The 18122-nt window shown below is 69.8% G+C and carries 14 protein-coding genes and 1 pseudogene; 8 read left to right on the top strand and 7 right to left on the bottom strand.

Going from position 1 to position 18122, the window contains the following annotated elements; all coding sequences use genetic code 11:
• The first annotated feature begins 12 nt into the window (after positions 1–12).
• From OG453_RS21465 to OG453_RS21450, 4 genes are all read left to right on the top strand, one after another.
• Positions 13–603 carry an alpha/beta hydrolase gene (locus OG453_RS21465; protein WP_266869611.1) on the top strand — a complete coding sequence of 197 codons (591 nt, stop codon included), beginning with the start codon at positions 13–15 and terminating at the stop codon, positions 601–603.
• A gap of 318 nt (positions 604–921) precedes the next feature.
• Entirely contained in the window at positions 922–1662 is a 741-nt protein-coding gene (gene uppS, locus OG453_RS21460; RefSeq protein ID WP_266869610.1) for a polyprenyl diphosphate synthase, read from the top strand.
• 202 nt (positions 1663–1864) lie between these two features.
• Positions 1865–2692, top strand: a complete 828-nt coding sequence (locus tag OG453_RS21455) for a terpene synthase family protein (protein WP_266869609.1) — start codon at positions 1865–1867, stop codon at positions 2690–2692.
• Between the two features lie 14 nt (positions 2693–2706).
• Positions 2707–4083, top strand: a complete 1377-nt coding sequence (locus OG453_RS21450; RefSeq protein ID WP_266869608.1) for a cytochrome P450 — start codon at positions 2707–2709, stop codon at positions 4081–4083.
• Here the strand turns inward: OG453_RS21450 and OG453_RS21445 are convergent.
• Entirely contained in the window at positions 4080–4709 is a 630-nt protein-coding gene (locus OG453_RS21445; RefSeq protein WP_266869607.1) for a chorismate mutase, read from the bottom strand. The genes OG453_RS21450 and OG453_RS21445 overlap by 4 nt on opposite strands.
• A gap of 266 nt (positions 4710–4975) precedes the next feature.
• On the opposite strand from OG453_RS21445, the gene paaK reads away from it, so the two are divergent.
• A complete protein-coding gene (gene paaK / locus OG453_RS21440; protein ID WP_266869605.1) occupies positions 4976–6262 on the top strand; it encodes a phenylacetate--CoA ligase PaaK in 1287 nt (428 codons plus the stop codon).
• A gap of 152 nt (positions 6263–6414) precedes the next feature.
• Here paaK and OG453_RS21435 read toward each other — a convergent pair whose 3' ends face one another.
• Complete coding sequence (locus tag OG453_RS21435) at positions 6415–7917, bottom strand: acyl-CoA synthetase (RefSeq protein WP_266869604.1); 1503 nt, start codon at positions 7915–7917, stop codon at positions 6415–6417.
• Between the two features lie 167 nt (positions 7918–8084).
• On the opposite strand from OG453_RS21435, the gene OG453_RS21430 reads away from it, so the two are divergent.
• Complete coding sequence (locus OG453_RS21430; RefSeq protein WP_266869603.1) at positions 8085–10517, top strand: penicillin acylase family protein; 2433 nt, start codon at positions 8085–8087, stop codon at positions 10515–10517.
• Positions 10518–10585: 68 nt separating this feature from the next.
• Here the strand turns inward: OG453_RS21430 and OG453_RS21425 are convergent.
• The 3 genes and pseudogenes from OG453_RS21425 to OG453_RS21415 form a co-directional block, all read right to left on the bottom strand.
• Positions 10586–10780 (bottom strand): annotated as a pseudogene (locus OG453_RS21425) (hypothetical protein); the annotation flags it as partial.
• 209 nt (positions 10781–10989) lie between these two features.
• Positions 10990–11400 (bottom strand): VOC family protein, encoded by a 411-nt coding sequence (locus tag OG453_RS21420; RefSeq protein WP_266869602.1) that lies wholly within the window; start codon positions 11398–11400, stop codon positions 10990–10992.
• Between the two features lie 239 nt (positions 11401–11639).
• The gene (locus OG453_RS21415) at positions 11640–12038 is read right to left on the bottom strand and encodes a MarR family winged helix-turn-helix transcriptional regulator (RefSeq protein ID WP_266869957.1); all 399 of its coding nucleotides are present in this window, start codon (positions 12036–12038) and stop codon (positions 11640–11642) included.
• Positions 12039–12195: 157 nt separating this feature from the next.
• On the opposite strand from OG453_RS21415, the gene OG453_RS21410 reads away from it, so the two are divergent.
• On the top strand, positions 12196–13095 hold the full coding sequence (locus tag OG453_RS21410; protein WP_266869601.1) for a nitroreductase/quinone reductase family protein: 900 nt from the start codon (positions 12196–12198) through the stop codon (positions 13093–13095).
• 81 nt (positions 13096–13176) lie between these two features.
• Here OG453_RS21410 and OG453_RS21405 read toward each other — a convergent pair whose 3' ends face one another.
• Together OG453_RS21405 and OG453_RS21400 are read right to left on the bottom strand one after the other, a co-directional pair.
• Positions 13177–14730, bottom strand: a complete 1554-nt coding sequence (locus tag OG453_RS21405; RefSeq protein WP_266869600.1) for an acyl-CoA synthetase — start codon at positions 14728–14730, stop codon at positions 13177–13179.
• Positions 14731–14930: 200 nt separating this feature from the next.
• Positions 14931–16034 carry a nitronate monooxygenase family protein gene (locus OG453_RS21400; RefSeq protein WP_266869599.1) on the bottom strand — a complete coding sequence of 368 codons (1104 nt, stop codon included), beginning with the start codon at positions 16032–16034 and terminating at the stop codon, positions 14931–14933.
• Positions 16035–16222: 188 nt separating this feature from the next.
• Between OG453_RS21400 and OG453_RS21395 the strand changes: the two genes are divergently transcribed.
• Positions 16223–18025 carry a serine hydrolase gene (locus tag OG453_RS21395; RefSeq protein WP_266869598.1) on the top strand — a complete coding sequence of 601 codons (1803 nt, stop codon included), beginning with the start codon at positions 16223–16225 and terminating at the stop codon, positions 18023–18025.
• The last annotated feature ends 97 nt before the right edge of the window (positions 18026–18122 follow it).

The raw sequence follows: 18122 nt of genomic DNA, 5'->3' as shown, positions 1-18122 counted from the left end.
TAGCCTTCGGCCATGCCCGATCCCTCGCCCTTCGCCGTCCCCACCCGCTTCGACGGCGCCCGTGACCGCGTCGCCGTCATCGTTCCGGGCGTCGGCTACTCGCCCGCGAGGCCGCTGCTGCACTTCGCCCGTGGCGTGCTGCTCCAGCACGGCTGGACGGTTCAGGAGCTGTGGTGGCAGATCCCCGACAGCTTCCGGCAGTTCACCCTGGACGAGCGGATCGCGTGGGTGGAGCGGCAGGTCACCGAGGCCGTCGACGCCGAGGAGGGGGCCTGTCGTCTCGTCGTCGGCAAGTCCCTCGGCTCGCTCGCCTGTGGCGTCGCGGCGGACCGGAACCTCGCGGCCGCCTGGCTCACCCCGCTCCTGACGTACGACCAGGTGGCCCGCTCGCTCCGGCGGGCCAAGGCGCCGACTCTCCTCGTCGGCGGGAGCGCCGACGCGCTGTGGGACGCCCAGGTCGCCGAGTCGCTGCACCACGACGTCCTGGATCTCCCCTCGGCGGACCACGCCCTGGAGCTCGCGGAGGACACCGTGGGCTCCGTCGACGTACTGCGGCAGGTCGTCGCACGGTTGCACCGCTTCATCGGCTCGCTCGACCACTGAGCGGTCTGCCGGGCCGGTCCCGCCGGCCGGCGGGGTCGGCGCGTGCGTCTTGCGGAGAGAACACTGCGCTTTGAGGAGCGACTTGAGCGCCCTCGGCGGAAGCCGCTGCGGCCTCCGATTGAGGCGTGCGCACTTTCAGGCGCCCCTGATCACGCCTTGGCAACCCCGGCGGAGCGGACCAGGATCTTCAGGGCAGGCCGGGCGGCGGCAGCCGTCCTTGCGTCGCATCCATCGACCCGTCCATTTCCTTGCTCGTTGAGCCCGCTGGATTCGTATCGGCCGTGTATGCACCGGTCCCAGGCGATAAGGAAGTGCCCGATGAGTACTCCCCCGCGCGACCTCCCCCATCAACGGGACGACCGCCGCAACCTCGGCCCGGGCAGGGGGCCACGTCACGTCGCCTTCATAGTGGACGGGAACCGCCGTTGGGCGCAGGCCCATGGCCACCCCGTCGAGCAGGGCCACCGGGAGGGCGCGGACAACGTATTCCGGGCCGTTCGCTGGTGTGAGGCCGTAGGCATCGAGACCACCACATGGTGGCTGCTCTCGACGGACAACCTCAATCGCGCCGCGTCCGAGCTCCACGAACTCCTGGACATCATCTCCGACCTGACCGACCGGCTGGCGGCGGCCGGGCACTGGAGAATGCGTCACCTCGGGGATCCCCGGCTGCTCCCCAGCTCTCTGGCAACCTCGCTGCGCGAGGCGGAGACCAGGACCTGTCGCAATCAGGGCCCTCAGATCAACTTCGCAGTCGGCTACAGCGGCCGGGAGGACATCCTCGCGGCAGCGCGCATGGTGGCCCACCAGGCGGTCAAGTCCGCCGGCTTCACCGTGTCCGAGAGGTCGTTCGCCCAGGCCTTGTCCACCAGCGGGCTGCCCGACCCGGACCTGGTGATCCGCACCTCCGGCGAGCAACGTCTTTCCGGGTTCATGCTCTGGCAGGCAGCCCTCTCGGAACTCTATTTCTGCCCTGTCCTGTGGCCCGACTTCACCCAGTCCGATCTGCACTGCGCGCTGGCCTTCTACGGCGCCCGTCAGCGACGTTTCGGAAAGTAGAGCAGGAAGGAACTGCAGCATGCCCCCTCAGATGCCTCTTCTGTTCCCTGACTCCAACACGAAGGATGACATCCCCGGTTTCTATCGTCCCCTGAAACCCTGGATTCTCTCCCACCTGGGAAAGGGACGTGAGACATACCCCGCCCACCCGCAGACCGAGCAACTGGAGTCCGCGATTCTCGCCTGGGCGTCGAACCTTGGATTGAGCAAGGTTCATGTCGACATAGCGGCCCAGGCAACCCCCGGGCACCTGGTGGGCCTTTTCGCCCCACAAGCCCCCTGGAATGTGCTGCTCCCGCTGGCGAAGCTGCAGATGATCCTGTTCTGGCTGAACACCGTCGACCTCGGCAGTGATCAGCCGGTCGGTCATCTCATGGAACCCGTGAGGGAAACCCTGGAGACGGGGCATGTGCCGTCCGACGGGCCTGACATCCTGAGGCCGCTGGCCAGTCTGCGCGACGACATCGTCGCGGCGGACGGAGCCGCGCTGCTCCCCGGCTTCACGGACCTGCTGCTGGGTTTCCTGCACGAGTACACGGCTCGGCAGGCGTGGGAGAACGGGGAACCCCTCCCGAGCCTGGACCGGTACTTGAGGCACCGGACGCGCACGGCGGGGATCGTCCTCGGCATGTGGGTACAGAGGCTTCAGCCGGGCCTCGTCGGGCCGGGGAAGGAGCTTCCCGAACCACTGCTTCACCTCATGAAGCAGGGAAGTCTCCTCGTCGGTCTCGACAACGACCTGCACAGTTGCCACGTGGGGGCCGAATCGGGAGAAAGGCTCAGCCTCATCGGCGTCATCTGCCAGGAATACGGAATTCCCGTGGACATGGCCTTCTCCTGCTCGCTCACCCTCAACGCGGCCATGCGCTACGAGAACGCCAACGCCGCTGCCTCGATCTGCTCGGACGCCTCCCTGCCGGAGGAAGTCAGGAAGCACGCCCAGGCGATCTTCTACTGGGTCGACCCCGTCTACACATGGTCATTGGATACGCCCCGCTACGGGCTGCAGAGCACCGAAGCCGGTCACTAGACCACGGAGTGGAAATGGCGAGCCTACGTTCGGTCCCCATCGCGCCCAAGGCGCTGCCCCTCGTCGGCCATCTGATTCCGCTGCTGCGGAACCCGCTGGAGTTCATCAACTCCCTGCCCACCCACGGAGAACTCGTCCGCATCCGCCTCGGCCCCTTCACCCTGGTGGTGATCTGCGATCCAGAACTGACCCGGCAGGCCTTGGTCGACGACCGCGTCTTCGACAAGGGCGGCCCGGTCTTCGACCGCGTACGGGAAGTTGTGGGTGATGACGGTCTTGCCAGCTGTCCGCACGGCGCGCACCGGCGGCTGCGCCGGCTGGCCCAGCCCGCCTTCCGCCCGGAACGGTTCCCCGGCTACACAAAGGCCATGAGCGCCTGCGTCGAGGAGGTGACCGGCTCCTGGCGTGCCGGACAGGTCCTGGACGTGCCCACCGAGATGATGACGATCACATCCAAGATCACGGCCGCCACCCTGTTCTCCGGTGCGCTGCCCCCCGGCGAACTCGGCCCGGTCCTCAACGACGTAAAGACCTTCTTCGACGGCTTCTACCAGCGCATGTTCATGGTCCCCCCGCTGGACCGGCTCCCCACCTCGGGCAACCGCTCCCACGTGCACGCGCGCACCCGCCTGCGTGACGCCTTCGACCAGATCATCGCCCAGCGCCGCGCCGAGGGCGTCGACCACGACGACTTGCTGTCGGCCCTGATCGCGGCCCATGACCCCGAAGACGACAGTCCCCGCATGACCGACGCGGAGATCAGCGACACGATCGTCACCTTCTTCCTCGCCGGTACGGAGACCACGGCCGCCCTCCTGGCCTGGGCCCTCGACCTGCTGGCCCGGCACCCCCAGATGGCGCAGCGGCTGCACGCCGAGGTCGATGCCGTCCTGGACGGAGCCAGGGCCACCCACGCCGATCTGCCGCGCCTGGAACTGACGCACCGCATCGTCACCGAAACCCTCCGGCTCCGACCGCCGGGCTGGATCTTCACTCGCACCGTCACCGCCGACACCCGCCTGGGCGGGCACCTGCTGCCCGCCGGGAGCTGCGTCGCCTACAGCCCCTACCTCATCCACCACCGGCCGGACCTCTACGACAACTCCGAAACCTTCGACCCCGACCGCTGGGACCCCAAGCGCCCTCAACCACCCCGCCACGCCCTCCTCCCCTTCGCCGCCGGAGCCCGCAAATGCATCGGCGACGACTTCGCGGTGACCGAGGCCGTCCTTGCCCTCGCGACCATCACCGCCCGATGGCGCCTGGCACACCTGCCAGGACAACAACAGGTCCGCCCCGCCCTGGGGTTGGCCTTGCGGCCCGGCAGGCTGCACATGCAGGCAATGCCCCGCGCTGACACTCATTCAGGTGTCGCACCGACCGCCGTCTAAGCCCCGCAGACGGACCGAAGCGCCCGCTCCAAGGCGATGGTGTGCAGCGCGTCGAGCTGTCGGTCGTGCCGTACGTGCACGGCCGCCGCGGTCAGCAGTCCGCCGCAGTAGGGGGCCGTGCGCGCGGACGGCGATGCGGCGACGGCGCGGACGAGTTCGCCGTTCACGCGGTTGATCTCCTTGCGGACCTCCGCGAGGTCCGGCCGCTCGGTCGGCGCCTGGGACGGGTCGGCGTCCCACCGGTGGTGCAGCGCGCGCTGCACCACCTTGTTCGCCTCGATCTGATCGCGGAAGATCCGCACCGTCACCTTGGGGTCGGCACCCACCTCCCGCGCCTGCCGTGCGACGTCGTCGAGGACCTGCTTCTCGCGGGCCGGGTCGTCGATGGGGCTGTCCGTGCCGTACTTCGCGGCCGCGACGAGGTCAGCGGTGGCAAGCCGCTGGGCGGAGAGGTCGGCGAGCGGACGGAGCAGGTCGTACGGCGTGCCGTGCGCGAGGGCGGTCCGCTGAGCGGGGACGGCGGTGGGAGTGGCGGCGGCCTGCCCGGCACCGGCTCCTCCAAGCAGTACGGCCGCGAGAGCGCCGGCGGTCAGGAAGCGGACTGCGGACGAGGTGCTGCGCTGCACGGGATGTCCCCCTGGAAACGGCCGTGTTGATCGTGCCGGGTGGCCGCAATCGTACGTCCCCGCGGCGCGCGCGGCAGGGCCCGCGGCCCCCGGGTGCAGCTGCCCCCGGCAAAAGCCGTCCACGCAGCTCACACCGCGGGAAGGGCGACGCGGGAAGCCGTCGTGTGCGATCTCTTGACGGCCGCCCCCGCGACTGGATTACTGACCACGACAGAAGATCCACGACCGAATGATCGGTCGCCCGTTTGGGACGGGAGAAACTCCATATGACGGCCATGCTGGACGCGGCGGAGCGCCTCGGGCGCGAGGAGCTCGAGGCGCTGCAGCTGGAGCGCCTGCAGGACACCTTGCTGCACGCGTACGAGAACGTGCCCTTCTACCGGGCGGCGTTCGACAAGGCGGGGCTCCGCCCCGACGACTGCCGTACGCTCGCCGACCTGGCCCGCTTCCCGTTCACGGCCAAGACCGACCTGCGCGACAACTACCCGTTCGGGATGTTCGCGGTGGAGCAGTCCGAGGTCCGCCGCCTGCACGCGTCGAGCGGCACCACGGGCCGGCCGACGGTCGTCGGCTACACCGAGCAGGACCTGTCGATGTGGGCGGACGTGGTGGCCCGCTCGATCCGCGCGGCGGGCGGCCGCCCCGGTCACAAGGTCCATGTGGCGTACGGCTACGGCCTGTTCACCGGCGGGCTCGGCGCGCACTACGGCGCGGAGCGGCTCGGCTGTACGGTGATTCCCGCCTCCGGCGGCATGACGGCACGTCAGGTCCAGCTGATCCAGGACTTCCGCCCCGAGATCATCATGGTGACCCCGTCGTACATGCTGACGCTCCTTGAGGAGTTCGAGCGCCAGGGCGTCGACCCGCGCACGACGTCCCTCAAGGTCGGCATCTTCGGCGCCGAGCCGTGGACAGAGGAGATGCGCCGCGAGATCGAGGAGCGGTTCGCGATCGACGCGGTCGACATATACGGCCTCTCCGAGGTCATCGGCCCCGGCGTCGCCCAGGAGTGCGTGGAGACCAAGGACGGCCTGCACATCTGGGAGGACCACTTCTATCCGGAGGTGGTGGATCCGATCACCGGCGAGGTCCTCCCGGACGGCGAGCGCGGCGAGTTGGTCTTCACGTCCCTCACCAAGGAGGCCATGCCCGTCATCCGCTACCGCACCCGCGACCTGACCCGTCTCCTGCCCGGTACGGCGCGGAACTTCCGCCGGATGGAGAAGGTCACGGGCCGCACGGACGACATGGTGATCCTGCGCGGCGTGAACCTCTTCCCCACCCAGATCGAGGAGATCGTCCTGCGCACACCGGGCGTCGCCCCGTACTTCCAGCTGCGCCTGACCCGCGAGGGCCGGATGGACGCCCTGACGGTCCGCGCCGAGTCCCGCGCGGACACGACGCCCGAGCGCCGCGACGAGGCGGCCCGGGAGATCGCGACGGCGGTGAAGGACGGCATCGGCGTCTCGGTGACGGTAGAGATCGTCGACCCGGAGACGGTGGAGCGGTCGGTGGGCAAGTTCAAGCGGATCGTGGATCTGCGGGACAACTAAGCGGTCTTGTCGAAGTCCGCTGCGGATCGGCAGCGCCCCGAAGGGGCGCGGGGCTGTGACATGTGCGGCTCCGCCGCGTGGGCGCGACCAGCCACAACACAGCCGCAGACCAGCGACGGCACCTCGTTCACTTCCCGCGGAGCGCTTAGCGCCTAGGACGCGTCGCTGAACCGGTCCCGCAGCTCCCGCTTGAGGATCTTTCCGCTCGCGTTGCGCGGCAGCTCGTCCACGAACAGGATCCGCTTGGGTGCCTTGAAGTGGGCGAGCTTCTCGCGTGCGTGGGCGATGAGTTCGGCCTCGGTGACCTCACCACTGCGTACGACGACGGCGGTGACCGCCTCGATCCAGCGCTCGTCCGGCAGGCCGATCACGGCGGTCTCGGCGACCCGTTCGTGGGTGTAGAGCGCGTCCTCGACCTGGCGGGAAGCGACGAGGACACCGCCTGAGTTGATGACGTCCTTCACCCGGTCGACGACCGTGAAGTAGCCCTCCTCGTCCCGCACGGCCAGGTCCCCGGAGTGGAACCATCCGTCGCGGAACGCCTCCTTGGTCTCCTCGGGCTTGTCCCAGTAGCCCTCGCACAACTGCGGGGAGCGGTAGACGACTTCGCCCTGTGTGCCGTCGGGCACCTCCTGGCCGCGCTCGTCCACGACGCGTGCCTCGACGAAGAGGACGGGCCGCCCGCAGGAGTCCATCCGCCCCTCGTGCTCGTCGGGCCCGAGGACCGTGGCCAGCGGGCCGATCTCGCTCTGCCCGAAGCAGTTGTAGAAGCCGAGCGACGGGAGCCGTTCGCGCAGCCGTTCGAGGACGGGTACGGGCATGATCGACGCCCCGTAGTAGGCCTTGCGCAGGCCGCCGAGGTCGCGCGTCGCGAAGCCGGGGTGGTTCGACAGGCCGATCCACACCGTGGGCGGCGCGAAGAGGCTGTCGGCGCGGCCCGCCTCGACCAGGTCGAAGATCGGCTCGGCGGCGGGTGCGTCGAGGACGGTGTTCTCGGCGCCCACCGCGAGGTAGGGCAGCAGGAAGACGTGCATCTGCGCCGAGTGGTACAGCGGCAGCGAGTGGACGGGCTTGTCCGTCTCCTTGAGGTCAAGGGCGGTGATGGCGCTGACGTATTCGTGCACCAAGGCGCGGTGGGTCATCATCGCGCCCTTGGGGAGGGCCGTTGTGCCGGACGTATAGAGCAGCTGCGCCAAGTCGTCCGTCCCGGGCTCGTCCCCGTCGTACGCCGGTGCTGACGCGAGCCGTGCGAGCAGGGAGTCGTCCGCGTCGCGCAGGGCGATGACGCGGACGTCGCCGGGAAGGCGCGGCGCGATGTCCGGGTCGGCGAGGACGAGGGAGCTGCCCGACTGGCCCACGATGTACGCCAGGTCGTCGCCGACGAGGTTCTGGTTGACCGGCACATGGACCAGGCCCGCCCGCGAGCAGGCGAGGAAGCCGATGAGATAGGCGTCGGAGTTGTGGGCGTAGGCGCCTACGCGGTCCCCGTGGCCGAGTCCCGCGTCGCGCAGCACCTGCGCCGCGCGGGATACGGCGTCGTCCAGTTCCGCGTACGTCCAGGAGCGCTCGCCGTAGCGCAGCGCCACCCGCCCCGGCACGCGCCGCGCGCTCCGCCGGAGGACCCCGTCGACCGTGTTTCCGCGTACACCCGTCATGGCGTGATCCTGTGCCCCGCCCGTCACGGCGGTCAAGGCTCCGGACGGGTCGTGAACGTCAAGGCTCCGGGCGGGTCGCGAACAAGGCCGGTTCGACTGCTCGATCAAGCGACATACCGGTTGGTACGCTCAACCGCCCCTTCCCGCCACACCAGTTGGGAGGCACCATGCGTACCCGCACCAGACGCCTGACGGCCCTCGGCATCAGCCTGTTGACCGCCACGGCCCTCCTGCCCTCGTCCGCCGGCGTGGCCGACGAGCGCGGCGCCCGCCCGTCGGGCGGCGGCCTTTCCGCCACCGTCCGCTACACCCAGTACGGCATCCCGCACATCCTCGCCAAGGACTACGAGAACCTCGGCTTCGGCACCGGCTGGGCGCAGGCCGCCGATCAGGTGTGCACCCTCGCCGAGGGATATGTGACCGTACGCGGGGAACGGTCACGTCACTTCGGCCCTGACGGCAAGCCCGACGGCTCGCTGTCCTCGGCGACCACGAACCTCTCCAGCGACCTCTACTTCGGCGGTGTCCGCGACACGCGCACGGTCGAGAAGCTCCTCAAGCAGCCCGCCCCCGCCGGGCCGAGCGCCGCGTCGAAGAAGCTGATGCGCGGCTTCGCGGCGGGCTACAACGCCTGGCTGAGGCAGAACCGCGTCACCGACCCGGCCTGCAAGGGCGCCAAGTGGCTGCGCCCGATCACCTCCCTCGACGTGGCCCGGCAGGGCTTCGCGGTCCAGGTCCTCGGCGGCCAGGGGCGCGGCATCGACGGCATCACCGCCGCGCAGCCGCCGACCGCGAAGACAGCGAAGGCCACGAAGACCGCGGACCGGGGCGCGCCCGACCCGCAGCGCACGGCGAAGGCCGCACGCGAGATGTTCTCGGCGGACGACGCCGACATGGGCTCCAACGCCGTGGCGTTCAGCGGGAAGACCACCGCGAACGGCAAGGGCCTGCTGCTCGGCAATCCGCACTACCCCTGGCAGGGCGGCCGCCGCTTCTGGCAGTCGCAGCAGACCATCCCCGGCGAGCTGAACGTCTCGGGCGGCTCGCTGCTCGGCACGAGCGTGGTCAACATCGGCTTCAACGGCGATGTGGCGTGGAGCCACACGGTGGCGACCGGCGTGACCCTCAATCTGCACCAGCTGACCCTCGATCCGGCCGACCCGACCAGCTATCTGGTGGACGGCAAGCCGGAGAAGATGACGAAGCGGACGGTCGAGGTGCCGGTCAAGGACGGCGCTCCGGTGACCCGTACCCAGTGGTGGACCCGGTACGGCCCGGTCACCACCGCGCTCGGCTCTCAGCTCCCGCTGCCCTGGACGGCGAAGACCGCGTACGCGCTGAACGACCCCAACGCGGTGAATCTGCGCGGCAACGACACCGACCTCGGCTTCGGCAAGGCCCGCTCCACCGACGGCATCCTGAAGTCCCTGCGCGAGACCCAGGGGCTCCCGTGGGTGAACACGGTGGCCGCGGACCGCGCGGGACACTCGCTGCTCACCCAGTCGCAGTTGCTGCCCCGCATCACCGACGACCTGGCCCAGCGCTGCTCAACCGATCTGGGCAAGGTGACGTATCCGGCGTCGGGTGTGGCCGTGCTCGACGGCTCGCGCGGCGACTGCGCGCTCGGCTCGGACAAGGACGCGCTCCAGCCGGGTGTCTTCGGCCCGTCGAAGATGCCGACCATCAAGGACGCCCCGTACGCCGAGAACTCCAACGACAGCGCCTGGTTGACCAACGCGGACCGGCCGATCACCGGCTACGAGCGGGTCTTCGGGACGATCGGCACGCAGCGCTCCCTGCGCACGCGCGGCGCGATCGAAGATGTCTCGGCGATGGCCGCGAAGGGCGGCCTGACGGTCAAGGATCTCCAGGAGCAGCAGTTCGCCAACCGCGCGCCCGCCGGTGACCTGGCGGCCGGCGACGCGGCACGCGCCTGCGCGGCACTGCCCGGAGGCACAGCAACGGACGGTGACGGCGCGGCAGTCGACGTACGCAAGGCCTGCGACGCCCTCAAGGCCTGGGACCGCACCATGAACACGGACAGCAGGGGCGCGCTGCTCTTCGACCGGTTCTGGCGCAAGCTGACGGCCACCGTGCCGAACGCCCAGCTGTGGAAGGTGCCGTTCTCGGCCGCCGACCCGGTGCGCACCCCGAACACCCTCAACACGGCCGCGCCGGGCTTCGCGACCGCGCTCGCCGACGCGGTGACCGAGCTGAATGAGGCGGGGATCGCGGTCGACGCGCCGCTGGGGCAGAACCAGTTCGTCGTACGCGGCGGACAGCGCATCCCGATCCACGGCGGCACGGAATCCATCGGCGTATGGAACAAGGTCGAGCCGGTCTGGGACGCGGAGTCCGGCGGCTACACCGAGGTCGCGCACGGATCGAGCCACATCCAGGCGGTGGGCTGGAACAAGGGCCGCTGCCCCGAGGCCCGCACGCTCCTGACGTACGCGCAGTCGTCGAACCCCAACTCGCCGCATTACAGCGATCAGACGCGGCTGTACGCGGATGAGCGCTGGGTCACCTCGCGCTTCTGCGAGAAGGACATCCTGAGCGACCCGAAGCTGAAGGTGGTGAAGGTGCGCGAGCGCCGCTGAGACCGCCTCGCCGACCGGAGCCGGGTCACATCGCGTCTGCGGCGTGGTGCGGCCCGGCTCTGTCGTGCTCAGCGGTAGCGGCCGGCCGTGTCTTCGCAAAGGCCGAGCGCGGGATGAGGTGACCCGTCGCCTTCGGTGACGGAACTCTCCATCTGCAGAACGCGGTTGAGGCGGGTCGCCACGAGGAGCCTCTCCAGGTCCCGAGGCACGTCCTGAAGGACCAGGCGGCGCCCGAGACGCCCCGCGCGACGATGGGCTCCCATCTCTTGCGGCGTGACCTCTCGGCAAGGATCCGGGCCGCCGCGGTGACGAGCAAGACACCGCAGGCCGGCCAGGGCAACATGTGCAGGCCGAGGCCGACCCACTCAACTGCCCATCCACGCAACGGGAATGTGAAGACGTCCATGCCCGTACATCCCCGGCCACGGCAAAAGCGTTTAGCACCGCGCGAGCGGCCTTTCCGCCCCGTGGTCTATCGGGGCTGCTGGGTGATGTTGACCATCCAGGTGATCCCGAACCGGTCGACGAGCGAGCCGGCCTCGTCACCCCATGACTGCTTCTCCAGGGGCAGCGTCACGGTACCGCCGGCGGACAGCCTCTCGAAGTAGCCGCGGAGTTTGGCGTCGTCGCCGTCGAGGAAGACCGCGACGTTGTTGCCTGGGGTGTGGGGCATCTCTTCCCTGACGTCCCACGCCATCAGCGTGTAGCCGTCCGGGGTGCGGAGCGTGGCGTGCATGATCTTGTCGGGGTGAGGCACGTCCGGCGAGCCGTATTCGGCGTAGGTGCCCATATCCAGCCGGCCGCCGAGGACGTCCTGATAGAACTCGATCGCCTGCCGTGCGTTCCCGTTGAAGGCGAGGCACGGGTTGAGTTGAGATCCCATCTGATGCTCCTTGGCGTGAGTGACCCGAAAGCCTTGAACGTAGCAACGGGCACTGACAACCGTCCGAGCCCTGGCGGCACGCCGGTGGTGAGATGGCCGTTCCTCGGCCCGACTGGCCTCCCTGGTCCGGGTGTTGAGGGCAGCGGATCCTGGCCGCCGGGCAGGTGGTCGACCTGGAGGCAGACACCCCGTTCGAGGCCAGAGGTCACCAGAAGGTCACCAGAGGTCAAGAGACAGGCTCAGCCGTCGGCGAGGCCGTCCTCGTACGCCGTGAGCGTGTCGATGAACAGCTTCCGCTCGGCCGCCGTCAGCGGTGCGAGCGCCTTGCGCCAGGCGACCGCACCCCGGCCCAGCCAGCCATCGATCGAGGGGCGGTGCGCATCGGCGATGTCGACGATCTTGCGCCTGCGGTCGGCCGGGTCCTCCTGCCGCTCCAGGACTCCCTTACGGCTCAGCTCGCCGACCATCAGGCTCACGGTCGTCGGTGCGACCTCCAGGCGGGCGGCCAGTTCATTGACGCTCATCGGGCCGTCGAAGAGCAGATAGGCGAGGAGCGAGAGATGGCGGGGCGCGAGCGCCAGCGACTGCAGCTCTTCGGGGATCTTGATCCGCTTCACGCGTCCGACCATGCGCGGCATCAGCAGGAGCAGGGTCCGGACGGCGTCGTCGACCTCCGGACCGGTCTGGTCGCCGGTTGACACTCGTCACCCTCCTCAATAGCTTTGATGTCAAAGCTACTTCGCTTTCAAAGCAAACGCACCTGCGATGCCGATGCTATCGAAGGGGTACACAGCCATGCCCGAAGAGCCTGAACAGCCCGCGCAGCTCCCCTCCCCCGCCGAGTTCAACCGACAGCTCATGGCCGAGTTCCGGGCCAACGGCGGCCAGGTCGGCGGCATGTTCGCCGGCGCCCCGCTCGTCCTCCTGACCACCACCGGCGCCCGCAGCGGGCAGCCCCGGAGCAATCCCGCCGTGTACGCGCGTGACGGCGACCGGCTCCTCGTCTTCGCCTCCAACGGCGGCGGCGACAAGAATCCCGACTGGTACCACAACCTCCTCGCCAACCCTCTGCTCACCGTGGAGATCGGCGACGGCGACGGCGGCATCGACGGCTACCCTGCCACGGCCGAAATTCTCCAAGGGGCGGAGCGCGACCGCCAGTTCGCGGCGCAGTGCGAGCGCGACCCGGCGTTCGCCGCCTACCAGGAGGGCACGGACCGCACCATCCCCGTCGTCGCGCTGCACCGCCTCAGCGCGGCCGACCCCACGCGGCACCGGGCGATCGCCGACCACCTGGTCCGCGTCCACGGCGAGCTGCGCGGCGAGCTCGCCGCGTTGCGCAAGGAAGCTGCCGAGCAGGACGCGACGGCACGCCCCGCGCTCTCCCTCGGGCAGCAGCTCGCCCGGCACTGCCTCACCCTCTGCGGCGCGCTCCACGAACACCACACCAACGAGGACGGCGCCTTCACCGACCTGGAGCGGCAGTTCCCGGAGTTGGCCCCGGGGATCGCCAGGCTCCGCGATGAGCACGAGGCGGTCGCGCGGGCGCTGACCGAACTGGAGGCGCTCATCGCCGATCCGGAAGCGGCCCCCGACTTGGTCGGCGAACTCGACCGGCTCGCGGCGGGGCTTGAGGAGCACTTCGCCTATGAGGAGGAACAGCTCCTGCCAGCGCTGTACGGCCGTCGCGGCTAGGCGCTCCGCGAGGTGCCGTCGCTCGGCTGCGGGTGTGCCGTGGCTTGTCGCGCAGTTCCCCGCGCCCCTTCGGGGCGCGCCTCAGAGCGCGCGTTCCCGCCCCTCCCAGTACGGCTCCCGCAATCGCCGCTTGTACAGCTTGCCGTTCGGGTCGCGTGGCATCGCTTCGATGAAGTCGACGCTCTTCGGGCGCTTGTAGCCCGCCAGTTGGCGTTCGCAGTGGGCGAGGATCTCGGCCGCCAGTGTGTCGCCCGCAGTGTGGCCCTCTGCGACTTCCACGACCGCCTTCACCTGCTCGCCCCACTCGTCGTGCGGGATGCCGAATGCCGCGGCGTCCGCGACGGCGGGGTGGGTGAGCAGTGCGGACTCGATCTCGGCGGGGTAGATGTTGACGCCGCCCGAGATGATCATGTCGATCTTGCGGTCGCGGAGGTAGAGATAGCCGTCCTCGTCCAGGAGGCCGAGGTCGCCCACGGTGAAGAAGTCGCCGATGCGGTTCTTCTTCGTCTTCGACTCGTCCTTGTGGTACGAGAAGCCGCCGGTGCTCATCTTCATGTAGACGGTGCCGAGTTCACCGGGCGGCAACCGGTTGCCGTCGTCGTCGAAGACCGCCAGTTCGCTGATCGGCCAGGCCTTGCCGACCGTGCCGGGCCGCTTCAGCCAGTCCTGGGCGGTGGCGAAGGCGCCGCCGCCCTCGCTGGCCGCGTAGTACTCCTCGACGCACTCGCCCCACCACTCGATCATCGCCCGTTTGACGTGGTCGGGGCAGGGCGCGGCGCCGTGGATGGCGTGCCGCATCGACGACACGTCGTACGCCGCCTTCGTGGCGTCCGGCAGCGCCAGGAGCCGGTGGAACTGGGTCGGCACCATGTGGGTGTGCGTGCACTTGTGCGTGTCGATGAGGCGGAGCATCTCCTCGGGCGTCCACTTGTCCATCAGGACCAGCGGGTGGCCGATGTGCAGGGCGGCGCCCGCGAATTGGAGGACCGCCGTGTGGTAGAGCGGCGAGCAGACCAGGTGCACATTGCCGTCGAAGGGCTTCACCCCGAAGATGCCGAGGAAGCCGCCGAGGTACGACTCCTCGGGGAGCTTCCCGGACAGCGGGCGGCGGATGCCGCGCGGGCGTCCCGTCGTACCGGACGTGTAGTTCATGACCCAGCCGAGGGTGCGGTCGTCGGGCGCCGACTCGGGCTGTCCTTCGAGGAGTTCGGCGTACGGGCGGAAGCCGGGCACCTCGCCCACCGCGTAGCGATGGGCGGCCGGGAGCTTCGCCTCGTCGGCGGCCGCGGTCGCCGCGTCAGCGAACCGCTCGTGGGCGATGAGCACCTTCGCGCCCGAGTCGGCGACGATCCAGGCGATCTCGGGGCCGACGAGATGGTGGTTGACGGGGACGAGATAGAGGCCGGCCTGGGAGGCCGCCAGGTACGCGGTGAGGAACTCGACGCCGTTGGGAAGGACGACGGCGAACGCGTCACCGCGCTCGAGTCCCGCGGCGCGCAGTCCGTGGACGAGCTGGTTGACCGCCGTGTGCAGGCGGCGGGCTGTCCACTCCGCTCCGTCGGGTGCGATCAGCATGATGCGGTCCGGGTCCGCCGCGGCCTGCGCCCAGAAGCCGTTGGGGGGCGTGCTGGTCATGGGGGCCTCTCCTCCGTCTCGTGTCCAAGCGGACTCGGTGAAGTGCGGTGCGGTACCGCGCCCCGGAAGGGGCGCGGGGCAGTGACATATGCGGCTCCGCCGCGAAGGGGGTCCCCCCTGTTCGAGCGAAGTCGAGAACTTGGGGGAGCGACCAGCCACGGACGGCCCGCAGGTTCTGCACGGTTGATCCAGCGAAGCGCCTACTCGCGTCCGGCGATGCGGTTCACGCGGTCGATGGCCTGCTCGAAGCCGCGGGTCAGATCGTCGAAGACGGCCTGGACGCTGCGTTCGCTGTTCATCCGGCCGACGATCTGCCCGACGGGCGTGCCGAGCAGCGGTTGGACCTCGTACTTCTGAATGCGCGAGACGGCCTCGGCGACAAGCAGGCCCTGCAGCGGCATGGGCAGGGTGCCGGGTCCCTCCGGGTCGTCCCAGGCGTCGGTCCAGTCAGTGCGCAGCTGGCGTGCGGGCTTGCCGGTCAGTGCACGTGAGCGGACCGTGTCGCCCGAACCGGCCGCCAGGAGTTTCTGGGTGAGCGCCGTGGAGTGCAGGTCGGCCTCGGTCGTGGTGAGCCAGAGGGAGCCGAGCCACACCCCTTGCGCGCCGAGCGCGAACGCGGCGGCGATCTGCTCCCCGCTGCCGATGCCGCCCGCCGCGAGCACCGGCAGCGGCGCCACGGCATCGACGGCCTCCGGGGTGAGCACCATCGAGGCGATCTCGCCGGTGTGGCCGCCCGCCTCGTAGCCCTGCGCGACGACGATGTCGATGCCCGCGTCCGCGTGCTTGCGCGCGTGCCGGGCGCTGCCGGCGAGCGCCGCGACGAGTACGTCGTGGTCGTGGGCGCGCCGGATCACGTCGGCGGGCGGTGAGCCGAGCGCGTTGGCGAGCAGCTTGATCGGATAGTCGAAGGCGACGTCGAGCTGGTTGCGTGCGACCTGCTCCATCCAGCCGGTGATGCGCCAGCCGGACGCCTCGCCTTCCGCGAGTTCGGGTACGCCGTACTTGCCGAGGGTGTCCTTGACGAACTGCCGGTGGCCTTCGGGGATCATCGCCTCCACGTCGGCCTCCGTCACCCCCTCGACCTTCTTCGCGGGCATCACGACATCGAGGCCGTAGGGCCGGTCGCCGACGTGCTCCTGCATCCAGTCGAGGTCGCGGGCCAGCTCGTCGGGTGCCGTGTAGCGGACCGCGCCGAGCACACCGAATCCGCCCGCCCTGCTGATGGCGGCCGCCACCGCCGGGAAGGGCGTGAAGCCGAAGATGGCGTGCTCGACTCCCAGTTTCCTGCTCAGCTCTGTCTGCATGGGCGCAGGATGCCGCAGCGGTGCGGACGACGGAAGAGATTTTCTGATGCAGTGTCAGATTCTTGCTCTGCACCCATGGTTGACAGGGCTCGACCCTGACATGAAAGTTTCAGCAGTCTCTGGCGATCTCGAAAGATAGTTTCAGTACAGGAGCTCAGCTCTAGAGCGATTCAGGAGGGGGCACGGACATGGCCGAGGTCGGCGGGTCGGCGGACAGAACGGGCGGCGGGCTGAGCCGGCGCCAACTGGGCACGAGGGCCCTGGCCTTGGGCGGGGCCCTCGCCCTGGTGCCGTTCCCGGCGGGGCCCGCGGCGGCGGCAACCAGCGGCAGCAGCGGGCATCCGACGCTGCGCCCCGGCACCCCCGAGCGGGCCGGGCTGCTCGCCGGGCATCTGCGGCAACTGGCCGTCGACGCCGAGCGGTTCCTCGACCCCTCCCCCAAGCACCCGTGGTACGCGGGCGCCGTCCTGCTCGCGGGCCGCGGCGGCACCGTCGCCCTGCACCAGCCCATCGGCAAGGCGGTGCGCTACTCGGCGTACGACGAGAAGACCGACACCGGCGTCGAGCTCCCCGCCGACCGGCAGATCGCCATGGCGAAGGACACGGTCTTCGATCTCGCCTCCGTCTCCAAGCTGTTCACCTCACTGCTGGCGGTGCAGCAGATCGAGCGGGGCCGTCTTGAACTGGAGGCGAAGGTCGCCTCGTACCTCCCCGACTTCGGGGGCGCGGGCAAGCAGGACATCACCGTCCGCCAACTGCTCACGCACACCTCGGGGTTCCGCGCCTGGATCCCCCTCTACAAGGAGCCCACCCGCGAGGGACAGCTGCGCCTCATCTGGAACGAGGCACCGCTGAACCCGCCGGGCACCAAGTACCTCTACTCGGACCTGAATCTGATCTCGCTGCAGCTGGTCCTGGAAGAGATCACGGGTCGTCAGCTGGATGCACTGCTCCACGACGAGATCACTGCTCCACTCGGGATGCACCGCACTCGCTACAACCCGCCCGCCTCCTGGCAGCCGAAGATCGCCGCCACCGAGGACGCCCGACTGCCCTGGTCGGGCCTCGACCGCGGGCTCGTCTGGGGCGAGGTGCACGACGAGAACGCCTTCGGCTTCGGCGGCGTCGCCGGACACGCGGGCGTCTTCTCCTGCGCCTGGGACCTCGCGATTCTCGGCCGTACGCTGCTCAACGGCGGGGCCTACGGCCGCTCCCGCATCCTCACCGCCGAGTCCGTGAAGCTGATGTTCACCGACTTCAACACCACCTTCCCCGGCGACGAGCACGGCCTCGGCTTCGAGCTCTACCAGCACTGGTACATGGGCGCGATGGCAACCCCGCGCACCGCGGGCCACACCGGATTCACGGGCACCTCGCTCGTCCTCGACCCGACGACCGACTCCTTCCTCGTCGTACTCGGCAACTCCGTTCACCCGGTACGCAGTTGGCGCTCGGGCTCGGCCCCCAGAGTGGCCGCCGCGAACCGCATGGCACGCGCCGTCCCGGTACGCCCCGCGCGCGGCCGCACCGCCTGGTTCTCCGGCATGGCGAACGCGACATCGGCCACGCTCTCCCTGCCGCCGCTCAGGCTCACCACCGACCGGGCGCGGCTGCGCTGCGCGCTGTGGTGGGACACCGAGCCCGGCTCCGACCTGCTGCGCCTTGAGGCGTCGCGCGACGACGGCAGCACCTGGCAGGCGGTGCCCTTCACCACCGCGCACGAAGGCGCGGACCCGCTCCCGCACCCCTACGGCACGGCCACCGGCTGGTCCGGCCGCGTCTGGCACCGCCTCACCGCGGACCTCGCCGGCTGGCAGGGCGAGCAGGTGCGGCTGCGCTGGCGGTACACGACGGACCAGCTGTACGTGGGGCGCGGCGCGTATGCCGACGGGCTGCGGGTCGAGGACGGCGACCGCACGGCCTTCGACGAGGCGCGGCCGGCCGACGCCGCGCGCATCGAGGCGGTGGGCTGGGCCGCATCGGCCGACTGAGGAAGCGAAACCGAGGAACAGCCCCAACTCCCGGACGCGACGCGACTTCTAACCGATCGGTCAAATATCTGACCGATCGGTTAGAGTGGCCGCACGC

Source organism: Streptomyces sp. NBC_01381 (genome assembly GCF_026340305.1).
Taxonomy (GTDB): domain Bacteria; phylum Actinomycetota; class Actinomycetes; order Streptomycetales; family Streptomycetaceae; genus Streptomyces.
The sequence above is the reverse complement of the archived record's forward strand: the minus strand, read 5'-3'. Positions and strand labels throughout refer to the sequence as shown.